The organism is Kineococcus arenarius subsp. arenarius (genome assembly GCF_050871845.1).
GTDB lineage: Bacteria > Actinomycetota > Actinomycetes > Actinomycetales > Kineococcaceae > Kineococcus.
Genome location: NZ_JBJLSE010000064.1, coordinates 1 through 22,137, shown reverse-complemented (window position 1 = coordinate 22,137; position 22,137 = coordinate 1). Strand labels below are relative to the sequence as shown.

Below are 22,137 nucleotides of genomic sequence, written 5' to 3'. Positions count from 1 at the left end.
CGCCCCCCCGCGGCGCCCCGCTGGCCGGGGGGTGCCGACCCCGGCGGCGCTCAGGCGGTGAACTGCTCCGGGCGCTCGCGCGGCGCCTCGCCCAGCGCCCGCGCGACCCCGTCGGCGTCGAGCTCCGCGCCGTACACCGGGGTGCCGGGCTGCTGGCGCCAGGACTCCGCCAGCGGGCCGGCGTCCACGGCGTCGAAACCCATCGCGAAGACCAGTTCGGCCACCACGGCCTTCGCGGCCGCGTCGTCCCCGGCCAGCGGCAGGGCGCGCCGCTGCGGGTCGCCCGCGGGGCGCCCGGCGCTGAGCAGGTGCTCGGCCCGGATGCCGTTGAACGCCTTCACCCAGCGCAGCCGCCCCGCGGGGTCCAGCTGCTGCGACACCCACGCCGTCTCCGGGGTGCCGGCCTCGATGCCGTCGATGCGCCCGTCGCGCTCGCGGGGGTAGTAGTTGCCGGTGTCGACGACGACGGTGCCCTCGGCGGCGGCGTCCAGCACCCCGGCCAGGTCCGGCACGTTCTTCTCCGGGACGGTGACCACCACGAGGTCGGCCCCGCGCGGGGCGTCGGCGGCGTCCACCGCGCCGGCGCCGGTCTCGGCCGCCAGGTCCGCGAGGGTCTGCGGGCCGCGGGAGTTCGCCACCCGCACCTCGTGCCCCAGCCGGGTGAACGCCCGGGTGAGGTTGCCGCCGATGTCGCCCGCTCCGATGATCCCGATGCGCACGTCGTGCTCCCGTCGTCGAGGTGGTGGTGCCTGCAGGGGCTCGGCAACCCGGCCGGGTGCGGTCGTGTTCCGGGCCGCGCCGTGGGCGCGGTTCAGGCGACGACGGGCTCCCCGACGAGCGAGACCCCCGCCGCGCGCATCTGCTCCAGCGCCGGCTCCACGGTGGCCGCGGAGATGCCCGCCGTCAGGCCCAGCAGCACGGTCGTGCGGAACCCCTCGCGCGCCGCGTCCAGGGCGGTGGCGCGCACGCAGTGGTCGGTGGCGATGCCCACCACGTGCACCTCGTCCACGCCGCGCTCGCGCAGCCAGTCCGCCAGGCCGGTGACCAGCTCGCCGCCCTCGGCGGTCACGCTGGTCGTGGTGCCCTCGAACCCGGAGTAGGCCGCCGCGTACTGGCCCTTGCGGAAGACCGCCTCCACCCGCGAGGTGTCCAGCGCGTCGTGCAGCAGCGCGCCGTAGCTGCCCGCGCGGCAGTGCGGCGGCCAGGAGTCCACGAAGTCCGGGGTGTCGGAGAAGTGCGCGCCGGGGTCGACGTGGAAGTCCTGGGTGGCCACGACGTGGTCGTAGGCGATGCCGCCGCGGGCCAGCAGCTGGCTGGTGGCCGCCGCGACCTCGTCGCCGCCGGCGACCCCCAGCGCCCCGCCGGGGCAGAAGTCGTTCTGGACGTCCACCACGACCAGCGCGCGGGTCACCGGCCACCCCCCGCGCCGGGCGCCGCCGGGGGCAGGACCGTGGTGGGCAGGGCGGGGTCGCCCTTGGACAGCGCCAGGCCGTCCCACGGCAGCGTCACCAGCGCCCGGCGCAGGTGCTCGCGGGACTCCTCCAGGGACGGCAGGTCCGGCACCCGCTCGCCGTCCACGACGAACGGCACCTGCAGCGGGCGGTCGTGCGGTTCGCGCGGCGGCGCCGCGCCCACGCCGAGGACCTCCTCGGTGGCGGTGCCGGTGGGGCGGTGCCGGCGCACGGCGACCTTGCGCCCGCCCTGGGTGACCTTGGAGGTGGAGCGCTTGGCCACGGGGCGGCCCTCGACCTCCACCAGCTTGTAGACCAGCCCGGCGGTGGGGGCGCCGGAGCCGGTGACCAGGGAGGTGCCCACCCCGTAGCCGTCCACCGGTGCGGCGGCCAGCGCCGCCAGGGCGTACTCGTCCAGGTCGCCGGAGACGACGATGCGGGTGCCCGTGGCGCCCAGGGAGTCCAGCTGGGCGCGGGCCTGCTCGGCGAGGACCGCCAGGTCCCCGGAGTCGATGCGCACCGCGCCCAGCTCCGGGCCGGCGACCTCGACCGCCGTCTCGATGCCGCGGGTGATGTCGTAGGTGTCCACCAGCAGGGTGGTGCCCGTGCCCAGGGCGGCGACCTGCGCGCGGAACGCCGCCTCCTCGGTGTCGTGCAGCAGCGTGAAGGCGTGCGCGCTGGTGCCCGTGGTGGGGATGCCGTACCGCTCGCCGGCGGCCAGGTTCGAGGTGGCGGTGAACCCGCACAGGTACGCGGCGCGGGCGGCGGTGACCGCGGCCTCCTCGTGGGTGCGCCGCGAGCCCATCTCGATCAGCGGCCGCCCGTGCGCGGCGGTGCTCATGCGGGCCGCGGCCGCGGCGACCGCGCAGTCGTGGTTGAGGATGGAGAGCACCACCGTCTCCAGCACCACGGCCTCGGCGAAGGTGCCGGTCACCGTGAGCATCGGCGAGCCGGGGAACCACAGCTCGCCCTCGGCGTAGCCCTCGATCGAGCCGCCGAAGCGGTACGCGGCCAGCCAGTCCAGCGTGCGCTCGTCCAGCACCCCGCGCAGCCGGGCCAGGGCGGCCTCGTCGAAGGTGAAGTCGCGCACCGCGTCCAGCACGCGCGGCACGCCGGCGACCACGCCGTAGCGGCGGCCCTCGGGCAGGCGCCGCCCGAAGACCTCGAAGACGCAGCGCCGCTCGGCGGTGCCGTCGGCCAGCGCGGCCTGCAGCATCGTCAGCTCGTAGTGGTCGGTCAGCAGCGCCGTGGAGGCGCCGGGTGCCGTGCGTGGGCTCACGCGGGCGAACCTAGCGCGCACCGCCGACGCCGGGCGCGTCAGCGCGCGGGCGTGCCGGCCGGGCGGGCCGGGCGGACGGGCGGGGCGGACGGGCGGGGCTCCTAGACTGGGGCCGTGCCCTCGACCGTCCTCACCGCTCCCGTGGAGCTCGAGCGCCCCGAGGCGGACCTGACCGCCGCCCCCGACACCCCCTGGGTCACGCTGGTCTGGAACGACCCCGTGAACCTCATGTCCTACGTGTCCTACGTCTTCCGCACCCACTTCGGCTACTCCGAGGCCAAGGCGCAGGCCCTCATGCTCGACGTGCACACCAAGGGCCGCGCCGCCGTCAGCTCCGGCAGCCGTGAGCAGATGGAGCGCGACGTGGAGGCCATGCACGGCTACGGCCTGTGGGCCACCCTGCAGAAGGACGACTGAGCCCGGTGAGGATCCGACGACGCGCCATGGCCACCTTCCGCCGTTCCCGCAACGGGCTGTTCTCCCTGACCCTGCAACCCGTCGAGGCCGACGTCCTGGCCTCCGTCACCCGCGAGGTGCTCGAGCTGCTGGACGTGCCGGAGCGGCGTCCCGACCCGCTGGCCGAGGAGCTCGGCCTGGGCGACCTGCCCGGCTTCGGGGCGCTGGCCGACAGCGCCGGCGGACCCGCCGGCCCGCCCGAGGACGACGTGCTGCGCCGGCTGCTGCCGGACGCCTACCCCGAGGACCCCGAGGCCGCCGCGGAGTTCCGCCGCTTCACCGAGCACTCCCTGCGCGAGCGCAAGGCCGCCGCCGCGCGCGCCGTGCTGGCCTCGCTGGCACCCGTGGAGGGGCAGGGCGGGCGCGTGCAGCTGGACGCCGACGGCGCCCGCACCTGGCTGGCCGCGCTCAACGACGTCCGCCTGGCCCTGGGCACCCGCCTGGGCGTCAGCGACGACTCCGAGCCGGAGCTGCTCGCCGACGACGACCCCGAGCGGTACGCGTGGGCCGTGTACGACTTCACCACCCACCTGCAGGAGACCCTGGTGCGCTCCCTGGGCTGAGCGGGCGCGCCGCGTAACCTGCTGCGGTGAGCGCGAGCCTGGACCGGGACGACCCCATCGGCATCTTCGACTCCGGGGTCGGCGGCCTCACCGTCGCCCGCGCGGTCCTCGACCAGCTGCCGCACGAGGCGATCCACTACATCGGCGACACCGCCCACAGCCCGTACGGGCCCAAGCCCATCGCCGAGGTGCGCCGCTACGCCCTGGACGTGCTCGACGACCTCGTCGACTCCGGCGTGAAGATGCTCGTCATCGCCTGCAACTCCGCCTCCGCCGCCGTGCTGCGCGACGCCCGCGAGCGCTACGACGTGCCCGTCGTGGAGGTCATCCTCCCGGCGATGCGCCGGGCGGTGCGAGCCACCCGCAACAACCGCGTCGGCGTCATCGGCACCCGCGCCACGATCTCCTCGCGCGCCTACGACGACGCCTTCGCCGGCGCCCTGGACGTGCACCTGACCAGCGCGGCGTGCCCGCGGTTCGTGGAGTTCGTCGAGCGCGGCGTCACCGGCGGCCCGGAGCTGCTCGACGCCGCCCGCGAGTACCTCGCCCCCGTCATGGCCGCCGGTGTGGACACCCTGGTGCTGGGCTGCACCCACTACCCGATGCTGACCGGCGTGCTGCGCACCGTCGTCGGCGACGGGGTGACGCTGGTCTCCAGCGCCGAGGAGACCGCGCTGGACGTCTACCGGGAGCTGTCCGCGCGCGACCTGCTGCGCCCCGACGACCGCCCCGCCCCGCGGCACCGCTTCACCGCCACCGGCGACCCCACCCCGTTCCGGCAGCTGGCGCAGCGCTTCCTGGGCCCGCAGATCGTCTCGGTGGAGGAGACCGGCCCGCTGCAGCTGGGGGCGCTGCGCGGGGCCCTGCGCGGCGCCGGTGAGAAGGTGGGCCGGTGAGCACCGACCCCGCCACCCCCACCGCCCGCGCCGACGGCCGCGCCCCCGACGAGCTGCGCGACGTGCGCATCACCCGCGGCTGGCTCGACCACGCCGAGGGCAGCGTCCTGGTCGAGTTCGGCCGCACCCGCGTGCTGTGCGCGGCGTCCTTCACCGAGGGCGTGCCGCGCTGGCGCAAGGGCTCCGGGCAGGGCTGGGTGACCGCCGAGTACGCCATGCTGCCGCGCGCCACGAACACCCGCGGCGACCGCGAGTCCGTCAAGGGCAAGATCGGCGGTCGCACCCACGAGATCAGCCGCCTGATCGGCCGCAGCCTGCGCGCGGTCGTCGACACCAGGGCCCTGGGCGAGAACACCGTCGTCCTGGACTGCGACGTCCTGCAGGCCGACGGCGGCACCCGCACCGCGGCCATCACCGGCGCCTACGTGGCCCTGGCCGACGCGATCGCCTGGGGCAAGGCGAAGGGCCTGGTCCGGCAGTCCAAGCAGCCGCTCACCGGCTCGGTCAGCGCCGTCAGCGTCGGCGTCGTCGGCGGGCGCCCCGTCCTGGACCTGCCGTACGTGGAGGACGTCAAGGCCGAGACCGACATGAACGTCGTCGTCACCGGTGACGGCAGGTTCGTGGAGGTGCAGGGCACCGCCGAGGGCGTGCCCTTCGACCGCTCCGAGCTCGACGCCCTGCTCGACCTGGCGGTGGGCGGCTGCGCGCGCCTGGCCGCCCTGCAGGCCGAGGCGCTGGCCGCGCCGCTGCCCGGGACGCCCTCGTGAGCGGCCCCGCGGACGGGGGCGGGCGCCGCGTGGTGCTGGCCACCCGCAACGCCCACAAGGTCGGTGAGCTGCGCGCGGTCCTCGAACCGCTGCTGCCCGGCGTGGAGGTGCTCGGCGTGGACGCCTTCGACGACGTGCCCGAGGTCGCCGAGACCGGTGTCACGTTCGAGGAGAACGCGCTGCTGAAGGCCCGCGCCGTGGCCGCGGCCACCGGGGTCGTCGCCGTCGCCGACGACTCCGGCATCGCCGTGGACGTCCTCGGCGGGGCGCCGGGCATCTTCTCCGCGCGCTGGGCCGGCCGGCACGGCGACGACGCCGCGAACCTGGACCTGCTGCTGGCGCAGGTCGCCGACGTGCCGGAGCGGCACCGCGGCGGCGCGTTCGTGTGCGCCGCGGCGCTGGCCACCCCCGAGGGCGAGGAGCACGTCGTGCGCGGCGAGCTGCGCGGGCGGATCACCACCGCCGCCGCCGGCTCAGGGGGCTTCGGCTACGATCCGATCTTCGTGCCGGACGGGTCCGAACGGACCCTCGCCGAGCACACCGCGGAGCAGAAGAACGCGATCAGCCACCGCGGCCGGGCCTTCGGTGCGCTCGCGCCCGTGCTGGCGGCCGTTCTCGACGGGCGGCCCATCCCCGGGCCGGCCGGCTCCGAACCCCGGGTGTGAGAGCACCGGGCAGCGCATCGAGGACTCCGGCGCCGGAGGGGAGCACGGGGCCCCGGCCCCGCGCAGCCGGGCTCGCGGCGCTGTCCGGGGTCCTCGCCGCCGGCGTGACGTTCGGGGTGGGGCAGTTGGTGGCCGGCCTGCCGCTGGGCGGGCTGTCCCCGTCGGCCGCCCCCCTCGTCGTCGTGGGCGACGCCGTCGTGGACCGGGTGCCCGCACCCGTCGAGGAGTTCGCGATCAGCGCGTTCGGCACCGCCGACAAGGCGGTGCTGCTGGGCACCATCGCCGTGCTCGTCGTCGCGCTGGCCGCTGCCGCGGGCCTGCTGGCCCGCCGCCGCCTGCTGCTCGGCGTGGGCGTGGTCGGGTTCCTCGGCGCCGTCGGCGTCCTGGCGGCGCTCACCCGCCCCGACGCCACCGCGCTGTCCCCGCTGCCCTCCGCCCTCGGCGCCGCCGCCGGGGCGTACACCCTCACCCTGCTGACGCGGCGCCTGGCACCCGGTGGCCGGGCCGACGGGCCCCGCCGCCGCGCCGTCCTGCTCGGCGGGGTCGCCGCCGCGGGCCTGGCCGGCGGGGGAGCGGGCCGCGTCCTGACCGGTGCCCGCAGCGCCGAGCAGTCGCGCGCCGGCGTCGTGCTGCCCGCCCCGGCCGAGGCCGCCGCGCCCGTGCCCGTGCCCGCCGGGGCCGACCCGGCCCCGCTCGTCGCCACCGGCCTGACCCCGTACGCCACCGGCAACCACGACTTCTACCGCATCGACACCGCCCTCGTCGTGCCCGACCTGCGCGCGCAGGACTGGACGCTGCGGCTGCACGGCATGGTCGAGCGGGAACTCACCCTCACCTTCGACGACCTGCTCGCCCTGCCCCTGGTCGAGCGGTGGATCACCCTCACCTGCGTCAGCAACGAGGTCGGCGGCGACTACGTCGGCAACGCCCGGTGGCTGGGGTACCCGCTGGCGGACCTGCTGGCCCGCGCCGGGGTGCGCGAGGGCGCCGACATGCTCTTCGCCACCAGCAACGACGGTTTCACGCTGTCCGCGCCCCTGGCCGAGGCCACCGACGGCCGCGACGCGCTGCTCGCCGTCGGCATGAACGGCGAACCGCTGCCCCGCGAGCACGGGTTCCCCGTCCGCATGGTGGTCTCCGGCCTGTACGGGTTCGTCTCCGCCTGCAAGTGGGTCACCGACCTCGAGGTCACCCGGTTCGCGGAGAAGACGGCGTACTGGACCGAGCGCGGCTGGGCCGAGCGGGCCCCGGTCAAGACCGCCTCCCGCATCGACGTCCCCCGCTCCTTCGCGACGGCCCGCGCCGGCCGGGTGCCCGTCGCCGGCGTCGCCTGGGCGCAGGACCGCGGCATCAGCGCCGTGGAGGTGCGGGTCGACGGCGGTGAGTGGTTGCCCGCGAAGGTGCTGCCGTCGGTGTCGGAGGACACCTGGTGCCAGTGGGTGTTCGACTGGGACGCCGAACCCGGCGGGCACGTCCTGGAGGTCCGCGCCACGGACGCGACGGGGGCGCCGCAGACCGCGGACGTGGTGGCGCCCGTCCCGGACGGGGCCAGCGGGTACGACTCCGTGACGGTCACGGTCGAGTAGTTCTCGGGCTCTCGGGCTCTCGGGTTCTTCGGTTCGCGTGTCGCCGTGGCCGGGTTCTCGGCCGGCCGGCGGGGTGGTGCGGGTGCCGGGCTCTCCGCCCGCTCCTGGGCGCTGAACTCCCGTCCTCGCGCGGGGCGGGCTCCGGACGCCCGGCACCCGCACCACCCCGCCGGCCTCCAGCGTCACCGCTTCCCGGCACCGGTTTCCCGCCCCTTCCCGACCCACCGTGATCTTGCACGGTTTCGCGTTCACGTTCGCAAGATCACCGGAAGTTCGGTGGTGGGAGGGCTGCTCGTGACCACCTCCCACCACCGGCACTCGACCACGCGAGCAACCCGACCGCGAAGGTCCAGCTGGTCCGATCGGGGGACGGCGGAAACTCTCCCCCATCCACCGTCGCGCCGGTTCCGAACCCCTGGTGAACGGCCGGCCGGGAACTCCGGCTGGAAACCCCTGAGGGAGGAACCACCGTGAAGCGCACCGGAACCCTGATGGCCCTCGTGGCGACCGCGACGCTGGGTCTGGCGGCCTGCGGCGGCAGCGACACCACCACCGCCGCTGAGGAGGCGGTGACCGGCTCGTCGAGCAGTTCGTCGTCGAGTTCGGCGATGCCCAGCGCGCCGGAGTCGACGGGCGCCGCGATGACGAGCGGGCCCGTGGGCCCGGGCTGCGCCGACTACACCGCGGCGAACGCGTCCGGCCCGGCGTCGGTGGACGGGATGGCCGCCGACCCCGTGGCCACGGCCGCGTCGAACAACCCGCTGCTGACCACGCTGATCGCGGCGATCTCGGGTCAGCTGAACCCGGACGTGAACCTCGTCGACGACCTCAACAACGGCGAGTACACCGTGTTCGCCCCGGTCGACGACGCCTTCGCGCAGGTCCCGGCCGAGACGCTGGAGATCCTGAGGACCGACAGCGCCGCGCTGCAGTCGATCCTGACCTGCCACGTGGTGCAGGGGCGGTTGACGCCCGAGGAGGTCGTCGGCACCCACACCACGCTGCAGGGTGCGGAGGTCACCGTGTCCGGCACTCCGGAGGCGCTGACGGTGAACGACGGTGCGAACGTCGTCTGCGGCGGCGTGCAGACCGCGAACGCGACCGTCTACCTGGTCGACTCCGTCCTGATGCCCCCGGCCTGACGGTCGCGGTGGGAGGTGGCGGTGCGAGGTCGCGGCACCGGCTCGTGCGCGGCGACCAAGCCGCCTTCGCCGCGTTCCACGACGCGACCGCGGCGGCCGTGCACGGCACGGTCCTGCGGGTGCTGCGCGACCCGGCGCAGTCCGAGGAGGTCGTGCAGGAGGTGTTCCTGGAGGCGTGGCGGGCCGCCGCCCGCTTCGACCCGGGGCGCGGCAGCGCCCGCGGCTGGTTGGTGACGATGGCCCACCGGCGCGCGGTGGACCGGGTGCGTGCCAGTCAGGCAGGTTCCGTGCGCGAGGAGCGCTACGGCGTCCGTGAGGAGGCTCCCTACGACAGCGTCAGCGAGGAGGTCGAGGTGCTGCTCGAGCACGAGGAGGTGCAGCGCGCCCTCGGCGTCCTCAGCCCCGTCCAGCGCCACGCCGTCTGCTGAAGCTCCGGGACGCGGTGGGGGTGCGGTCGTGAACGAGCGCGACGAGCGGCAGCAGCGTCCCGGTGACGACGAGGCGCTGGCAGGCGCCTGGGCCCTGGATGCCCTGGACGACGACGAGCGCGCCGCCTACGAGGATCGCCTGCACCGCGAGCCGGCCGAGCGCCGGGCCGCGGACGAGCTGCGCGAGACCGCCTCCCTGCTGGCGGCGGCGGGGATCGGTGTCGCGCTGGACGCGCGTTCCGACGCCGACCGGGCCCGGCAGGTCGCCGCGGCCCAGCGCGAGCAGCAGCGCGCGGCCGAGAGCACCCTGGAGCAGGTCGCTGCCCTGCTGGCGCCGGGGGAGAGCGTGACCGTGGAGGCGACCTCCGGCGGCACGGCGACCGTGGTGCGCTCGGGGGACCGCGCGGCGGTCGTGGCCGCCGGGCTGCCCGCGCCCGCGCAGGGGCACTCCTACCAGCTGTGGCTGGTGGCGGGCGAGGAGATGACTCCCGCCGGGTTGCTGCCGGGGCCCGGCGGCGACGGCCCGTCCGTGGCGCTGCTGCCGGCCCTGGGTCCCGCCACCGGCGTGGGGCTGACGGTGGAGCCCGCCGGGGGCTCGCAGCAGCCGACCACCTCGCCCGTGCTCGTCGCGCCGCTGCCCGCCTGAGCGGGCGGGTCGCCGGCCCCCGCTGCGCAGGTGCAGGATCGGGGCGTGAGCACTCCCGACGCGAGCACCACCGGCGGACCCGCCGTCCACGTCCTGCACGAGAACCCCGAGTGGATGCCCCCGTTCCGCGAGGCGTTCGCCGCCGAGGGCGTCCCCCTCGTCGAGCACGTCCTCACCGGCGGGGAGCTGGGCCTGGCCGAGGCGCCCGCGCCGGGGGTGTGGTGGTCGCGCATGTCCGCCTCGGCCCACACCCGCGACCACGACGCCTCGATCGCGCACACCCGCGCGGTGCTGTCCTGGCTGGAGGCTGCCGGCGCCCGCACCGTCAACGGCCGCGCGGTCCTGGAGCTGGAGCTGAGCAAGGTGGCGCAGCTGACGGCGCTGGCCGCGGCGGGCCTCGAGGTGCCCCGCACCGTCGCCGTCGTCGGCGCCGACCTGGACGCGGCGGCGCGGCGCTTCGCCGAGCGCGTCGGCGGGCCCTTCGTCACCAAGCACTCCCAGGGCGGAAAGGGCCTGGGGGTGGCGCGCTTCTCCGGGTACCAGGAGTTCGCCGACACCCTGGCCTCCGGCGGGCTGGACGAGCCGTTCGACGGGGTGTGGCTGCTGCAGGAGTTCGTCGCCTCCGCCGACGACAGCGTCACCCGTGCCGAGTTCGTGGGCGGGGAGTTCCTGTACGCGCTGCGGGCCGACACCGCCCGCGGCGGTTTCCAGCTGTGCCCGGCGGACGCGTGCGCGATCGACCCCGACACCGGCCGGCCCGTGCTGCCGCCGGGGGCGACGATCGCGCAGGAACCGGGCGAGACGATCTTCTCGCTGCGCGAGGGGTTCGACCACCCCGTGCTCGCCCGGTACGCGGACTTCCTGCGGCGCAACGGCATCGAGATCGCCGGGGTGGAGTTCATCACCACCGCCGAGGGGCGGGTCGTCACCTACGACGTGAACACCAACACCAACTACAACGCCGCGGTGGACGCCGCCGCACCCCGCTCCGGACCGCGCGAGATCGCCCGGTACACCGGGCGGCTGCTGCGGCGAGCCGGCGGGACGCTCGCCTGAGGGGCGCCGCGCCGCCCGGCATTCCCGCGTCCGCCGGGCGGCGCGGGCGACCCGCCGTGCGGGAGGCGGGACTCGAACCCGCACGCCCGGAGGCACAGGAACCTAAATCCTGCGTGGCTGCCAGTTACACCACTCCCGCTCGCGACGAGCGAGCCTAGCCCAGCGCGCGGGCCCCGACGAGGCCGCGCCGGGCCTCCGGTGGGCTCAGGCGGCGTCCAGGCCCAGGTCGCGGCGCAGCTTGGCCACGTGGCCGCTCGCCCGGACGTTGTACTGGGCCAGGGCGACCAGCCCGTCGGGGCCGACCACGACCGTGGAGCGGATCACGCCCACGGAGGTCCGCCCGTAGTTCGTCTTCTCCCCCCACGCCCCGTACGCCTCGAGGACCCGGTGGCCGGTGTCGGACAGCAGCGGGAAGGTCAGCCCGTCGCGCTCGGCGAACGTCGCCAGCTTCGCCACCGGGTCGGGGGAGACGCCCAGCACCTGGTGGCCGGAGGCGTTCAGCGCGTCGAGGGAGTCGCGGAAGTCGCAGGCCTGCGTGGTGCAGCCGGGCGTCATCGCGGCCGGGTAGAAGTACACGACGACGCTCTCGCCGCGCAGCTGCGACAGCGTCACGGTGCCGCCGTCGTGCGCGGGCAGGGTGAAGTCGGGAGCGGGGTCGCCGGGGGCGAGGCGGGTGGTCATGCGCGCACGCTAACGGCGCGGGGTGCGCCGGGCGGGCCGGGGTGGGGGCGCTCCGGTACGGTTCGGCGGACGGCCGGACCCGCCCGGGCTCCGGCGAGCAGCTGCGCCGGGCGGCACGCACCCCCGGCAGGAGACGACCCGTGCGACGGGCAGGAGGTGGCCGTGACGGCCAGCGACGGCAAGGCCGAGATCACCACGAGCGACCCGCGCGCCCTGGAGCGCGAGATCGAGCTGCGCAGGGCGCAGCTGGCGGGCACGCTCGACGAGCTGAACGAGCGGCTGCAGCCCGACGCGATCAAGGCGCGGGCCCTGGCCTCCGCCCGCGAGAAGGCGCTGGGGTTCGCCACCGCCCCGGACGGCTCGCCGCGCACCGGCCGTCTGGCGGCCGTGGGCGCGGTGGTGCTGGGCGTGACGACCCTGCTGGTGGTGCGGGCGGTGCGCGCCAGGCGGCGCTGACCGCCCTCCCGACCACGCCCGCGGGCGTGCAGCGCCCCCGAGCCGACCCGGCTGCGGGGGCGCTACCGTTCGGCGCGTGAGCACGCCCGCCGACGCCTCCCGCCTGCCCGTCCGCATGCTGCACGACCGCGTGCTGGTGGCCGCCGACGACGCCGGTGAGCGCAAGTCGTCCGCGGGCATCGTCATCCCCGCCACGGCCGCCGTGGGGCGCCGCCTGTCGTGGGCGTCGGTGATGGCCGTGGGCCCGCACGTGCGGCAGGTGCAGACCGGCGACCGCGTCCTGTTCGACCCCGAGGACAAGGCCGAGGTGGAGCTGGCCGGCAAGGGCTACGTGCTGCTGCGCGAGCGCGACCTGCACGCCGTCGCCGCCCCGCGCGTGGAGGACGGCCAGACCGGGCTCTACCTCTGAGCCCCGGAGCACCGCAGCGCGCCGGGGCGGCGCGCCGCAACGCGCGCTACACCCCGCTGGAGACCGACGGCCCGTTGCCGTGGGAGATGGTGCGCTCGGTGCCCGCCATCCGCCGGGCCCCGCACGAGTTCCTCGCCGGCCTGGTGCGCCGCTACGGCGACACCGCCGCCGTCCCGCTGCCGCGCACCCCCGTGCTGGTCCTGAACGACCCGGCGGGGGTGCGCCGGGTCCTGGTGGACAACGCCCGCGGCTACGGCAAGGCGACCGTGCAGTACACGGCGCTGGCGGCCGTCACCGGGCCCGGCCTGCTGGCCGGCGACGGGCCGACGTGGCGCTCGCACCGGCGCACCCTGCAACCGGCCTTCCACCACGGGTCCCTGGACGCCGTCGCCGAGCACGCCGTGGGCGCCGCGCGCGTGCTGCGCGCCGAGGTGGACGCCCTGCCGCCGGGACGGGCGCTGGACGTGGTCGGCGCCGTCTCGCGCGCCTCCCTGGAGGTCGTGGGGCGCACCCTGGCCGCCGCGGACCTGTCCGGGGTGGCGCCGCGGCTGGTGGACGCGGTCGGCGAGGCGCTGGAGCTGGTGGTGGCGCGCGCGGCCTCGCCCGTGCCGGCGTCCTGGCCCACCCGCTCGCGGCGGGCGCTGGCCGCGGCCGTGGCCGAGATCGACGAGGTGTGCGCGCGGGTCCTGGCCGAGCGCCGGGCACGGGGCGTCGCCCCGGACGCCACCGACGTCGTCGCCCTCATGCTCAACGCCGGGATGGGCGCGCAGGAGGTGCGCGACGAGCTCGTCACGTTCGTCGTCGCCGGCCACGAGACGGTGGCCTCCTCCCTGACGTGGACGCTGGACCTGCTGGCGCGCGAGCCGTCCGCGCAGCGCCGCCTGCAGGCGGAACTGGCCGCCGTGCTGGGCCCGCCCGGCGCCGCCCGCGAACCCCGCTGGGAGGACCTGCCCCGGCTGCGCTTCGCGCGCGCCGTGGTGGACGAGTCGCTGCGGCTGTACCCGCCGGCGTGGGTGATCACCCGGCGGGCGCTGGCCGACGACGTGCTGGCCGGGGTGCCGGTGCCCGCCGGGACCCTCGTCATCGTCAGCACCTGGGCGCTGCACCGGCACCCGGGCGCCTGGCCCGCCCCGGAGCAGTTCCGCCCCGAGCGGTTCCTGGACGCCCCCCGCCGCGACGCCTACGCGCCCTTCGGCGCCGGGCCGCGCCAGTGCATCGGCCGCGACCTGGCCCTGGTGGAGGAGGTGTTCGTCCTGGCGGCGCTGCTGCGCGACCGCGCGGTGCGCCCGGTGCCCGGCCGGCGCGCGCAGGTCGAGGCGCTCGTCTCGCTGCGCCCGCGCGGGGGGCTGGAGCTGTTCGTCGAGCCCCGCCGCTGACGCGGGCGCCTCAGGGCATCTCCACCGTCTCGGCCCGGCGCACCTCCGCCAGCGCCGCCTCCAGGTGCCGCGCCAGGGGGCGGCCGGTGGCCGCGACGAGGTCGGCCACCAGCAGCACCGCGTGCCGCAGCACCGCCTCGTGCGGGGCGCTGGGCACCTCGGCGACCTCCGGGTGCTCGCCCAGCGCCCCGGTCAGCGCCAGCACCAGCAGGTGCGGGTCCAGGGGCGTGAACCACGCCGGCGCCGAGCGCGCGCAGCGCTGCACCACCGCCCGCAGGTCGTCGGCGTCCAGGCCGTCCGGGTGCAGCTCCTCCAGCGCACCGCGCAGCACCCGCCCCAGCACCGTGCGCGCCGCGTCGGCGTCGAAGGCCGCCAGCGCGGCGCCCGCCCCCTCGAACCCCTCGCCGTCGTCGGCGGCGAGCGCGCGCACGGCGCTGGTCAGGGTGCGGGTCAGGACGGCGGGGTCCGTGCTCCGGGCGGGGGTGCTCACGTCGTCCATCCTCCCAGCGCCCTGCGACACCGCCCGCACCCGCGCCCGCCCGTTCCGTGACCCGAACGTGATCCCGCCCGAGTTGCCGCCCGCGCACGCCTGCCTACCGTGGAGGAGGAGGTCCAAGAGAACGCGCCTCGTGACCACCGCGTCCACCGCGGCCCGTGAACCGGAGGAACTCGACATGGCTACCAGAACCGGAAACCGCACCGGCACCGACCGATCCACGCACCGCTCCCCGGTGCAGGTCGGCTCCCTGATCGTCGGCGCGATGTTCGTCGTCGTCGGCATCGCCGGGTTCATCCCCGGCATCACCACGAACTACGGCCAGCTCGGGTGGGCCGGCCCCGACTCGCAGGCCATGCTGCTCGGGATCTTCATGGTCTCGATCCTGCACAACCTGCTGCACCTCGGCCTCGGCGTGGTCGGCCTGATCGCCGCGAAGTCGGCCTCCGCCGCCCGCAGCTTCCTGATCGTCGGCGGTCTCGTGTACGCCGCGCTGTGGATCTACGGCCTCCTCGTCGCCGAGGAGAGCCAGGCCAACTTCGTGCCGCTGAACAACGCCGACGACTGGCTGCACCTGGTGCTGGCCGTGGGCATGATCCTGCTCGGCCTGCTCCTGCCGCGCCGCGTGGAACTGCCCGCGTCGGAGCACTGAGAGCCGATCGCGGCCGCGCCTCCGGGCGCGGCCGCCCCGCACCACCGGAGAAGGGAACACCGTGAGCAACGACGAGCGTTCGACGCTGCCCGTGCCGGACTACGACCACCTGCCGCTGGCGACCCTGACGGACCGCATCCGCTCGCTGGACGCGGCCGGGCTGGGTGACCTCATCGTGTACGAGGAGGCCCACGGCGCGCGCGAGCCGGTGCTCACGGTCCTGCGGGCCCGGGCCGACCAGCTCGCCGCCGGCGCGGAGCCCTCCGGGGGGAACGCCGCCGCCGCCCAGCCCGAGCACGCGCCCGCACCGCAGGGGCCGGACCTGGGCGCCACCGACGCCCCGCCGATCAACCCGCCGTCCCAGGGCGTGCCGACGAACCCGGCGCAGCCCCGCTGACCCGGGAGCGGTCGGCCCGCCCCGCGGGCGCGACCGGTTTCGCGGCGTGCGGTACCCGGCCCCCGGCGTACCGCACGCCGCCGCGCGCCCGGGCGCCGACGGCCGCCCACACGCACACCGCCCGCTCCGCCGCCCACAGCGGCGCCCACAGCGCCGCGGTGGGCGGGTACTGCGCCCGGCCGCCGTGCCGGCGCCGGCCCACCTCGGCCACCGCGACCGCGGCGAGCGCCCCCGCGCCGGCGGCGAGCGCACCCCGGCGTGGGCGCCGGGCGGCCAGCACCAGCAGCGGCAGCCAGGACGCCTCCAGCACCAGCCGCCACGGCTGGGCGAAGTCGTCGTACGCCTGCCGGACCCGCTGGCCGGCGAAGTGCCGCGCCGTCGGCGGCAGCCGCGGCACGTAGACCCCCGAGGCCGCGACGACGCGGCCCCCGGCGGCCGCCACGGTCCGCAGCAGCTGCAGGTTCTCGAACAGCACGTCCCCGTCGTACCCGCCCATCTCGCGGAACACGCTGCGGCGCACCGCGATCGTCCCGGGGTAGTCCGCCCCGAACGCGCGGTTCACCAGGGAGCGGGCGGTGTCCCAGCGCGCGTGCCAGGGGGCGGGGCGGAACACGTTCTGCGGGCGCACCGCGTCCGCCCCGACGAGCAGGTCCAGCACCGCGCGCAGTTCCGCCGGCCCGTAGCGCACGTCGTCGTCGGCCACGACGACGAGCTCGTGGCGGGCGCCGAGCACGCCGGTGACGACGCCGGCGACCTTGCCGTTGCGGCCCGGCCACGGCTGCGGGCGCACGTGCCGCGCCCCGCTGCCCCGCCACGAGCGCTCGTGGCGCTCGAAGTCCGTCTCCGGGGAACCGTCCACGACCGTGACGTCGACCAGCCCGGCCAGCGAGCGCAGGTAGCCCCCCAGCTCCTCGACCTCGTCGTCCGGGTGCCCGTCCCAGCGCAGCGGGACCACGTACTCGGCACCCGCCCCGGAAGGGCCCTGCACGGGGCTCACGTCCACGGCGCCAGCAGCGAGCTGCGGCCCTGCTCCCAGGAGGTGAGCTGGTGCTCGCCCGCCAGCGCGTCCAGCGCCAGGCAGGCCGCCGCCCCGAAGAGCACGTCCGCGGCCAGCCCCGGCTCGTGGCGGGCCAGCGCCCCGGCGAGGTCGCGCCCGGCGATCTGCTCGTGCACGGCGTCGGCCTGCACGTGCTCGTCGAAGAACCACGTCGCGTCGGCGTCGAAGCCCAGCCGGCGGAACCCGTTGCCGTACGCCTTGTTCGGCAGCGAGGACGTCATCTCGAACACCGCCAGGTGCCCGACGATCGCCCCGCGCAGGCGGCGGTGCAGGCCGAACAGCGACATCGCGTTCGTGCCCACCAGGGTGGTGGCGGGCACGGACGGGAGGTGGCGGCCGTAGGAGTCGTCCAGGCCCGCGGCGCGCATCGTGCGGGCGAACAGCGCCGAGTGCATCCGCTCGGGCCGGCCGCCGCCGTACTCGTCGGCCTGCACCTCCACCAGCGCGGCCTTGGGCCCGCCCGCCAGACGGGGCACCGCCCACGTGTGCGGGTCGGCCTCCTTCAGGTGGTAGATCGAGCGGTGCACCAGGAACTCGCGCACCTGCTCCAGGGAGGCGTGCCGCTGCAGGAACGCGCTGACGCTCGGGCCGCCGTCGGCGGCGGCCATCGCGAACAGCGTCTCGGCGACGTCACCGGCCGGCACGTCGGGCACCTCGGCGAGCGCGCGCACGGCCGCCTCGAACGGCCCCTCCAGCTCCTCGCGCACCCCCAGCAGGCCCAGGTCCCACTCCAGGGCGTCGTCCACGCCCTCCAGGCCGCGGTAGTGCAGCTCGTACAGCAGGAACAGCGACAGCTGCACGTCCTCGTCGCGCAGCACGTCCGCGCGGGCGGCGGCCCGGGCCGCGAGAGCGCGCAGGTCCGCCGTGCCGGAGGCGCCCGGCTCGCGGTGGAAGAACCGCAGCAGCTCGGCGCTGAGGTCACCGCGCGCCGGGGGCAGCGGCAGGCGCGCGGCCGGGCCCTCGCCCGCCGGGGGTGCCGAGGGGGTGACGGTGGTGGTCACGGCCTGGGTGCCGGTGGAGGTGGTCGTGGTCATCGGGGCGTCCTGTCCTCGTCGTCAGCGGTGCGGGGGCACGGAGTCGTCACGGGTCGTCACGGGTCGTCACGGGGGCGTCAGGGAGCGTCGCGGCGCGCGCCGGGCCGCCGCGGTGGGTAGGAAGACCGGTGTGGAACCCCGCACCGCGTCCTCCGACCAGCCCGCCGCCGCCCCCGCCGAGGAGGTCACCGTCACCGTCTGCCCCGGCGGCCCGCTGCTGGTGCGCGGGCCGGTGACGCTGCTGGACGGGGAGGGGGAGCGGCTGGACCCGGGCCGCAGGACGGTGGCGCTGTGCCGGTGCGGCCGCAGCGCGGAGGCGCCGTTCTGCGACGGCTCGCACAAGCGCCGGACCCGCCGGCCGCCGGTGGACGCAGCGCCCGCCGACGCCTGACCGGGCGCTGCGGGCACTGGTGCGCTCGGCACCCGGGGTCGGGCCATGGTCCCTCCGGATCAGCGGCGCGCACCGCGCCCCGGGGCCGCTGCTCGACCCCTCGCGCACGCTAGGTGGGGCCCGGGAGGGCCGCAACCGGGCCCGGGCACCGGCACCGCGGGACCGCGGGAGGAGCCCAGCCGCGTGTGCGAGGGTTCGCGCCGACACCCCGCACCACCCGGAGGAACCCCGCCCGTGCACGCCCGCCCGTCGACCACCCGCGCCCGACCGCCGCACCGGCCGTCCCCCGACCGCCGCCTCGCGCTGGTCGCGGCCACCGCCACCCTGGGCGGTTTCCTCTTCGGCTACGACACCGGTGTCATCTCCGGCGCCCTGCTCTTCCTCGGCGACGACCTCGGCCTGAGCCCGGCGGGGGAGGGGCTGGTGACCAGCTCGCTGCTGGTCGGGGCGGCCGCCGGAGGGGTGGCCGGCGGCCGCCTCGCCGACGCGCACGGGCGGCGCCGGGCGCTGCTCGTCCTGGCGGTCGTCTTCCTCGCCGGTGCCCTCGGCTCGGCGCTGGCCCCCGGGGCCGGCGTGCTCGTCGCCGCGCGCGTCGTGCTCGGGCTCGCCGTGGGCGGTGCCTCGGCCGTCGTCCCCGTCTACATCGCCGAGCTGGCGCCCGCCCGCCGCCGCGGCGGCTTCGTGGCCGCCTACGACCTGTCGATCGTCAGCGGGCAGCTCGCCGCCTACACCGCCAACGCGCTCATCGCCTCCGTCGGCGGCGAGCACGAGTGGCGGTGGATGCTCGCGCTGGCCTCGCTGCCCGCCGTCGCGCTGTTCCTGGGCGTCCTGGCGCTGCCGGACAGCCCCCGGTGGTTCGTCGAGCACGGGCGCGCCGCCGAGGCGCTGGCGGTGCTGCGCCAGGTCCGCCGCGGTGCCGAGGCCGAGGCCGAGCTGGCCGGGATCCAGGCCGCCGCCCGGGCCGGTGCCGGCGCCGGGCGCAGCGGGTGGCGGGACCTGCGCACCCCGTGGGTGCGGCGGCTGGTGCTCGTGGGCGTGCTGCTCTCGGTGGTGCAGCAGGTGACCGGCGTGAACACGATCATGTACTACGCGCCCACGGTGCTGGTCACGACCGGCCTGGGCGACGGCTCCGCGCTCGCGGCGACCATCGCCAACGGCGTCGTGTCGGTCGTGGCCGCCGCGACCGCGGTGGCCGTGATCAACCGGTTCGGCCGCCGGCGGATGCTGCTGACCGGGCAGGTCGGCATCACCGCGTCGCTGCTGGCGCTGGCGGCGTGCTTCGCGCTGGCCTTCACCGCCGCCGGTGCGCCCGGTGCGGACCCCGGCACCCTGACCCCGCGCTTCCCGCAGGCGAGCTGGCTGGTGCTGCTGGCGATGCTGACGTTCCTGTTCTTCCAGCAGTGCTGCGTCTCCCCGGTCACCTGGGCGCTGCTGTCGGAGATCTTCCCGACCCGCCTGCGGGGCCTCGGCGTCGGCGTGTCGGTGTTCGCGCAGTGGGTGGTGAACTTCGCCGTCGTCCTGGCGTTCCCCGTGCTGCTGGACCGCCTGGGCGGCGGTGCCACGTTCCTGCTCTTCGCCGCGGTGAACACCGTCGCGGTGGTGCTGGTGCTGCGCCACGTGCCCGAGACGCGCGGTCGGTCCCTGGAGGAGCTGGAGAGCCGCTTCCGGACGGCCGGGGGAGCCGGAGGGCCCCGCCGCTAGGCTGAAGGGAGGAAACCGCTTCCCGCAGGAGGTCGTCGATGCCCGTCCCGCCGTCCAGCCCGTCCCGCCGGAGCGCGGCGTGAGCGCCCCGGCGCCCGGCGGCCACGTCCTGGTCACCGGAGCGGCGGGCAACATGGGCTCGCTGATCGGCCCCCGTCTCGCCGCGCCGGGCCGCACCCTCACGCTCACCGACGTGCGCCTGCCCGACCCGCTGCCGCAGCCGCCCCGGGACCTCGACCCCGGGGCCGGCCCGGTGCGCTGGGCGCGGCTGTCGGTCACCGAACCCGACGCCCTCGACGCCGCCCTGGAGGGCGTGGACGCCGTCGTGCACCTGGGCGGCATCAGCCGGGAGGCCCCCTGGGAGGAGGTGCTGTCCGTCAACGTCGACGGCACCCGCAACCTCCTGGAGGCGGCCGTGCGCCGCGGGGTGCGCCGCGTCGTGCTCGCCTCCAGCAACCACGCCGTGGGGTACCGCACCCGCGACGAGACCGTCGACGGGTACCTGCCCGCCGACGTCCCGGTGCGGCCCGACAGCTACTACGGCTGGAGCAAGGCCGCGATCGAGGCGCTGGGCCGGTTGTACAGCGACCGCCACGGGCTGCAGGTGTGCGTGCTGCGCATCGGCACCTGCTTCGCCGACCCGAGCACCCTGGGCGTGCGCGGGCTGTCCACCTGGATGTCCCCCGACGACGGCACCCGGCTGCTGGAGGCAGCCGTCACCGACACCACCCCCGGGTACACCGTCGTGTGGGGCATCTCCCGCAACACCCGCCGCTGGTTCAGCCTCGCCGAGGGCGAGGCCATCGGCTACGACCCGCGCGACGACGCCGAGGAGCACGCCGCGCAGGTCCTCGGCGGCGGGCAGGAGCCCGACGTGCGCTCGCCGGACCTGTTCCACGTCGGCGGGGCGTCCTTCCTCGGCAACCCCCTGGGGCAGCGGAACTGACCAGCCCGGTTCAGGCCGCCGCCCGCCACGCGCGCGCGGCGGCGGCCATCCGCTCGTGGCCGCGCCGGCCGGCCAGGCCCAGGTGGTACAGGTGCAGCTCCGAGGCGCCGGCCGCGCGCAGCGCCGCCACGTGCGCCGGCAGGTCCTGCCCGCCCTCGGCGCCCAGCACCGTCACGTAGGCCCCGACCCCGGCGCCCGCGCGCGCGGCGGTGCGCACCGCGGCCACCGCGGCGGCCGTGGCCGGCGCCGCCGACCACGCGTGCAGCAGCTGCGCGTCGACCGCCGGGTCGGCCAGGGCCCGCTCGCTCAGCCCCGTGTTCGGCCCGGTGGCCCACGGGTCGGCCGCCGCGTGCACGGTGACGCGCAGCGGTTCCGGTGCTGCTGCCGACACCGCGGCCAGCACCCGCGCGCGCAGCTCGTCGGCGAAGGTGTGCCGCACCTCCAGCACCACGCGCGAGGCGTCCTCGCCGACGAGGTCGGCCACCTCGCGGGCGTCGTCCGGTGCGGCGTCCTGCAGCTGCCGCACCCCGCGCCGCATCGCCGCCACCACCTCGCCGGCCCCGGCCCCCTCCCGCTCCCACGCCTGGCGGCACCCGGCGCAGCAGCACACCGACAGCAGCCGCTCCAGGGCGGGCCCGAAGGCGCCGGCGGTCTTCTCGTGCGCCGCGTTGTGCGTCACGCCCAGCGTGCCCAGCGCCTCCAGCGACACCCCGGTGACGGGCGCGCCGCGCACGGCCTCGGCGGCCAGCGTCGCGCAGTAGTCGCGCACCGGCGCCGAGCTGGGGCACAGCGCGTAGGAGTAGCGGTCGCCGAAGCAGTTCACGACGGCCACCTGCGGGTGCGCCGTGCCCAGGCGGGTGGAGTGCGCCAGGATCGTCCACGCGTCCACCTCCAGGCCCGCCGCGCGCAACCGCCCGGCCGCTTCGGCGAACGCGTCGGGCGTGCCGTCCGGCACCCGCCCGGCGACCGGGCGCAGCAGCGCACCGGCCCAGGCCTCCTCGCGCACCGGCCGGTACAGCGCGGCGTGCGGCGCCTCGACGAGCTGGTGCGCCGGGTGCCACGGGGTGGCCGCGCGGGTGGAGTGGTAGCTGGCGGCCAGCGCGACCCCGGTCAGGCCCAGCGCCTGCGCGCGCTCGACGAAACCGTCGTCGCCCAGGACGTCCCACGGGTAGGCGTACCCCAGGACCCGCTGCGCGGGGGAGCCCCCCGAGCGCTCGGGGGTGCTGCTGGTGGTGCTGGTCGGCGGCATCGTCGGCCCTCCCGGCGTCCTGCCCGCGGCGGCCTCGCGCTCGCCCGCGGGGCGCTCCTCGAACCCGGCGGACTGTACACACACCCCGAGGGGTTCAGACCGGGCGCTCCCGTGCCGAGAGCACGTGCGTGAACACCGAGCGCGAGCACCCCGTCCCCGTCCCGGCGGACCCCGGCCACCAGGACGACCTGTTCGGCGGGTGGACCCTGCCCGACGGCACGTTCGAGGGTTTCCCGGAGCCGCTGACCCGCGAGGAGCTCGTGCAGCGCTTCGTGGAGCGTTGCAGCGCAACGACCTCCTGAAACCCCGGGACACCGGAGCACGGAACGGCGAAGGGCGCCCACCCCCTGTGGGGGT

The 22,137-nt window shown here is 76.8% G+C and carries 27 protein-coding genes and 1 tRNA gene; 19 read left to right on the top strand and 9 right to left on the bottom strand.

All coding sequences use genetic code 11. The features are described from left to right. Positions 1 to 50 precede the first annotated feature (50 nt). The 3 genes from ACRYM0_RS14630 to ACRYM0_RS14620 are packed head-to-tail and all read right to left on the bottom strand — an operon-like array spanning position 51 to position 2,730. Positions 51 to 755 (bottom strand): NADPH-dependent F420 reductase, encoded by a 705-nt coding sequence (locus ACRYM0_RS14630; RefSeq protein ID WP_432506274.1) that lies wholly within the window; start codon positions 753 to 755, stop codon positions 51 to 53. Positions 756 to 811: 56 nt separating this feature from the next. Beyond that, positions 812 to 1,411, bottom strand: a complete 600-nt coding sequence (locus ACRYM0_RS14625; protein WP_432506266.1) for a nicotinamidase — start codon at positions 1,409 to 1,411, stop codon at positions 812 to 814. Further along, a complete protein-coding gene (locus ACRYM0_RS14620) occupies positions 1,408 to 2,730 on the bottom strand; it encodes a nicotinate phosphoribosyltransferase (RefSeq protein ID WP_432506264.1) in 1,323 nt (440 codons plus the stop codon). Before ACRYM0_RS14620 ends, ACRYM0_RS14625 begins: the two co-directional genes overlap by 4 nt. 114 nt (positions 2,731 to 2,844) lie before the next feature. On the opposite strand from ACRYM0_RS14620, the gene clpS reads away from it, so the two are divergent. From clpS to ACRYM0_RS14570, 10 genes are all read left to right on the top strand, one after another. Further along, positions 2,845 to 3,147, top strand: coding sequence for an ATP-dependent Clp protease adapter ClpS (clpS, locus tag ACRYM0_RS14615; RefSeq protein ID WP_242128710.1), 303 nt, complete (start codon positions 2,845 to 2,847; stop codon positions 3,145 to 3,147). A gap of 5 nt (positions 3,148 to 3,152) precedes the next feature. Then, positions 3,153 to 3,749: a DUF2017 domain-containing protein gene (locus ACRYM0_RS14610; protein WP_432506262.1), complete on the top strand. Its 597-nt coding sequence runs from the start codon at positions 3,153 to 3,155 to the stop codon at positions 3,747 to 3,749. Positions 3,750 to 3,775: 26 nt separating this feature from the next. After that, positions 3,776 to 4,645, top strand: a complete 870-nt coding sequence (gene murI, locus ACRYM0_RS14605; RefSeq protein ID WP_242128714.1) for a glutamate racemase — start codon at positions 3,776 to 3,778, stop codon at positions 4,643 to 4,645. Continuing rightward, on the top strand, positions 4,642 to 5,412 hold the full coding sequence (gene rph, locus ACRYM0_RS14600; RefSeq protein WP_432506260.1) for a ribonuclease PH: 771 nt from the start codon (positions 4,642 to 4,644) through the stop codon (positions 5,410 to 5,412). The genes murI and rph overlap by 4 nt, the downstream gene beginning before the upstream one ends. Further along, the gene (gene rdgB / locus ACRYM0_RS14595; protein ID WP_432506258.1) at positions 5,409 to 6,077 is read left to right on the top strand and encodes an RdgB/HAM1 family non-canonical purine NTP pyrophosphatase; all 669 of its coding nucleotides are present in this window, start codon (positions 5,409 to 5,411) and stop codon (positions 6,075 to 6,077) included. The genes rph and rdgB overlap by 4 nt, the downstream gene beginning before the upstream one ends. A gap of 104 nt (positions 6,078 to 6,181) precedes the next feature. Further along, positions 6,182 to 7,663 carry a molybdopterin-dependent oxidoreductase gene (locus ACRYM0_RS14590; protein WP_432506256.1) on the top strand — a complete coding sequence of 494 codons (1,482 nt, stop codon included), beginning with the start codon at positions 6,182 to 6,184 and terminating at the stop codon, positions 7,661 to 7,663. Between the two features lie 491 nt (positions 7,664 to 8,154). Continuing rightward, the gene (locus ACRYM0_RS14585; protein WP_432506272.1) at positions 8,155 to 8,805 is read left to right on the top strand and encodes a fasciclin domain-containing protein; all 651 of its coding nucleotides are present in this window, start codon (positions 8,155 to 8,157) and stop codon (positions 8,803 to 8,805) included. Positions 8,806 to 8,849: 44 nt separating this feature from the next. Further along, entirely contained in the window at positions 8,850 to 9,233 is a 384-nt protein-coding gene (locus ACRYM0_RS14580) for a sigma-70 family RNA polymerase sigma factor (protein ID WP_432506254.1), read from the top strand. Between the two features lie 28 nt (positions 9,234 to 9,261). Beyond that, the gene (locus ACRYM0_RS14575; RefSeq protein ID WP_432506252.1) at positions 9,262 to 9,879 is read left to right on the top strand and encodes an anti-sigma factor domain-containing protein; all 618 of its coding nucleotides are present in this window, start codon (positions 9,262 to 9,264) and stop codon (positions 9,877 to 9,879) included. 114 nt (positions 9,880 to 9,993) lie between these two features. After that, on the top strand, positions 9,994 to 10,935 hold the full coding sequence (locus tag ACRYM0_RS14570; protein WP_432506270.1) for an ATP-grasp domain-containing protein: 942 nt from the start codon (positions 9,994 to 9,996) through the stop codon (positions 10,933 to 10,935). 57 nt (positions 10,936 to 10,992) lie between these two features. Here the strand turns inward: ACRYM0_RS14570 and ACRYM0_RS14565 are convergent. Both ACRYM0_RS14565 and bcp read right to left on the bottom strand, forming a co-directional pair. Beyond that, positions 10,993 to 11,074 (bottom strand) — tRNA-Leu (locus tag ACRYM0_RS14565). Between the two features lie 65 nt (positions 11,075 to 11,139). Continuing rightward, a complete protein-coding gene (bcp, locus tag ACRYM0_RS14560; RefSeq protein WP_432506250.1) occupies positions 11,140 to 11,616 on the bottom strand; it encodes a thioredoxin-dependent thiol peroxidase in 477 nt (158 codons plus the stop codon). A 162-nt stretch (positions 11,617 to 11,778) separates the two neighbouring features. Here bcp and ACRYM0_RS14555 point away from each other — a divergent pair, with 162 nt between their 5' ends. From ACRYM0_RS14555 to ACRYM0_RS14545, 3 genes are all read left to right on the top strand, one after another. Further along, positions 11,779 to 12,072 (top strand): DUF3618 domain-containing protein, encoded by a 294-nt coding sequence (locus tag ACRYM0_RS14555; RefSeq protein WP_432506249.1) that lies wholly within the window; start codon positions 11,779 to 11,781, stop codon positions 12,070 to 12,072. A 115-nt stretch (positions 12,073 to 12,187) separates the two neighbouring features. Next, on the top strand, positions 12,188 to 12,481 hold the full coding sequence (locus tag ACRYM0_RS14550; RefSeq protein ID WP_432506268.1) for a GroES family chaperonin: 294 nt from the start codon (positions 12,188 to 12,190) through the stop codon (positions 12,479 to 12,481). Between the two features lie 74 nt (positions 12,482 to 12,555). After that, positions 12,556 to 13,857 (top strand): cytochrome P450, encoded by a 1,302-nt coding sequence (locus tag ACRYM0_RS14545; RefSeq protein ID WP_432506247.1) that lies wholly within the window; start codon positions 12,556 to 12,558, stop codon positions 13,855 to 13,857. Positions 13,858 to 13,867: 10 nt separating this feature from the next. Here the strand turns inward: ACRYM0_RS14545 and ACRYM0_RS14540 are convergent, their stop codons facing one another. Next, the gene (locus ACRYM0_RS14540) at positions 13,868 to 14,347 is read right to left on the bottom strand and encodes a hypothetical protein (protein WP_432506245.1); all 480 of its coding nucleotides are present in this window, start codon (positions 14,345 to 14,347) and stop codon (positions 13,868 to 13,870) included. Positions 14,348 to 14,531: 184 nt separating this feature from the next. On the opposite strand from ACRYM0_RS14540, the gene ACRYM0_RS14535 reads away from it, so the two are divergent. Continuing rightward, on the top strand, positions 14,532 to 15,005 hold the full coding sequence (locus tag ACRYM0_RS14535; protein ID WP_432506243.1) for a DUF4383 domain-containing protein: 474 nt from the start codon (positions 14,532 to 14,534) through the stop codon (positions 15,003 to 15,005). Positions 15,006 to 15,066: 61 nt separating this feature from the next. Further along, a complete protein-coding gene (locus ACRYM0_RS14530) occupies positions 15,067 to 15,402 on the top strand; it encodes a hypothetical protein (RefSeq protein ID WP_432506241.1) in 336 nt (111 codons plus the stop codon). Here the strand turns inward: ACRYM0_RS14530 and ACRYM0_RS14525 are convergent. Further along, entirely contained in the window at positions 15,353 to 16,390 is a 1,038-nt protein-coding gene (locus ACRYM0_RS14525) for a glycosyltransferase family 2 protein (RefSeq protein ID WP_432506239.1), read from the bottom strand. The genes ACRYM0_RS14530 and ACRYM0_RS14525 overlap by 50 nt on opposite strands. Before the next feature lie 5 nt (positions 16,391 to 16,395). Then, a complete protein-coding gene (locus ACRYM0_RS14520) occupies positions 16,396 to 17,493 on the bottom strand; it encodes an iron-containing redox enzyme family protein (protein ID WP_432506237.1) in 1,098 nt (365 codons plus the stop codon). A 130-nt stretch (positions 17,494 to 17,623) separates the two neighbouring features. Between ACRYM0_RS14520 and ACRYM0_RS14515 the strand changes: the two genes are divergently transcribed. From ACRYM0_RS14515 to ACRYM0_RS14505, 3 genes are all read left to right on the top strand, one after another. Further along, positions 17,624 to 17,884: a CDGSH iron-sulfur domain-containing protein gene (locus tag ACRYM0_RS14515; RefSeq protein ID WP_432506235.1), complete on the top strand. Its 261-nt coding sequence runs from the start codon at positions 17,624 to 17,626 to the stop codon at positions 17,882 to 17,884. A 234-nt stretch (positions 17,885 to 18,118) separates the two neighbouring features. Beyond that, complete coding sequence (locus ACRYM0_RS14510) at positions 18,119 to 19,585, top strand: sugar porter family MFS transporter (RefSeq protein ID WP_432506233.1); 1,467 nt, start codon at positions 18,119 to 18,121, stop codon at positions 19,583 to 19,585. Between the two features lie 79 nt (positions 19,586 to 19,664). Further along, positions 19,665 to 20,531, top strand: coding sequence for an NAD-dependent epimerase/dehydratase family protein (locus ACRYM0_RS14505; protein ID WP_432506231.1), 867 nt, complete (start codon positions 19,665 to 19,667; stop codon positions 20,529 to 20,531). A gap of 10 nt (positions 20,532 to 20,541) precedes the next feature. On the opposite strand, the gene ACRYM0_RS14500 is transcribed toward ACRYM0_RS14505, so the two are convergent. Further along, positions 20,542 to 21,780 (bottom strand): hypothetical protein, encoded by a 1,239-nt coding sequence (locus tag ACRYM0_RS14500; protein ID WP_432506229.1) that lies wholly within the window; start codon positions 21,778 to 21,780, stop codon positions 20,542 to 20,544. Between the two features lie 128 nt (positions 21,781 to 21,908). Between ACRYM0_RS14500 and ACRYM0_RS14495 the strand changes: the two genes are divergently transcribed. Next, a complete protein-coding gene (locus ACRYM0_RS14495) occupies positions 21,909 to 22,082 on the top strand; it encodes a hypothetical protein (RefSeq protein ID WP_432506227.1) in 174 nt (57 codons plus the stop codon). Positions 22,083 to 22,137 lie beyond the last annotated feature (55 nt).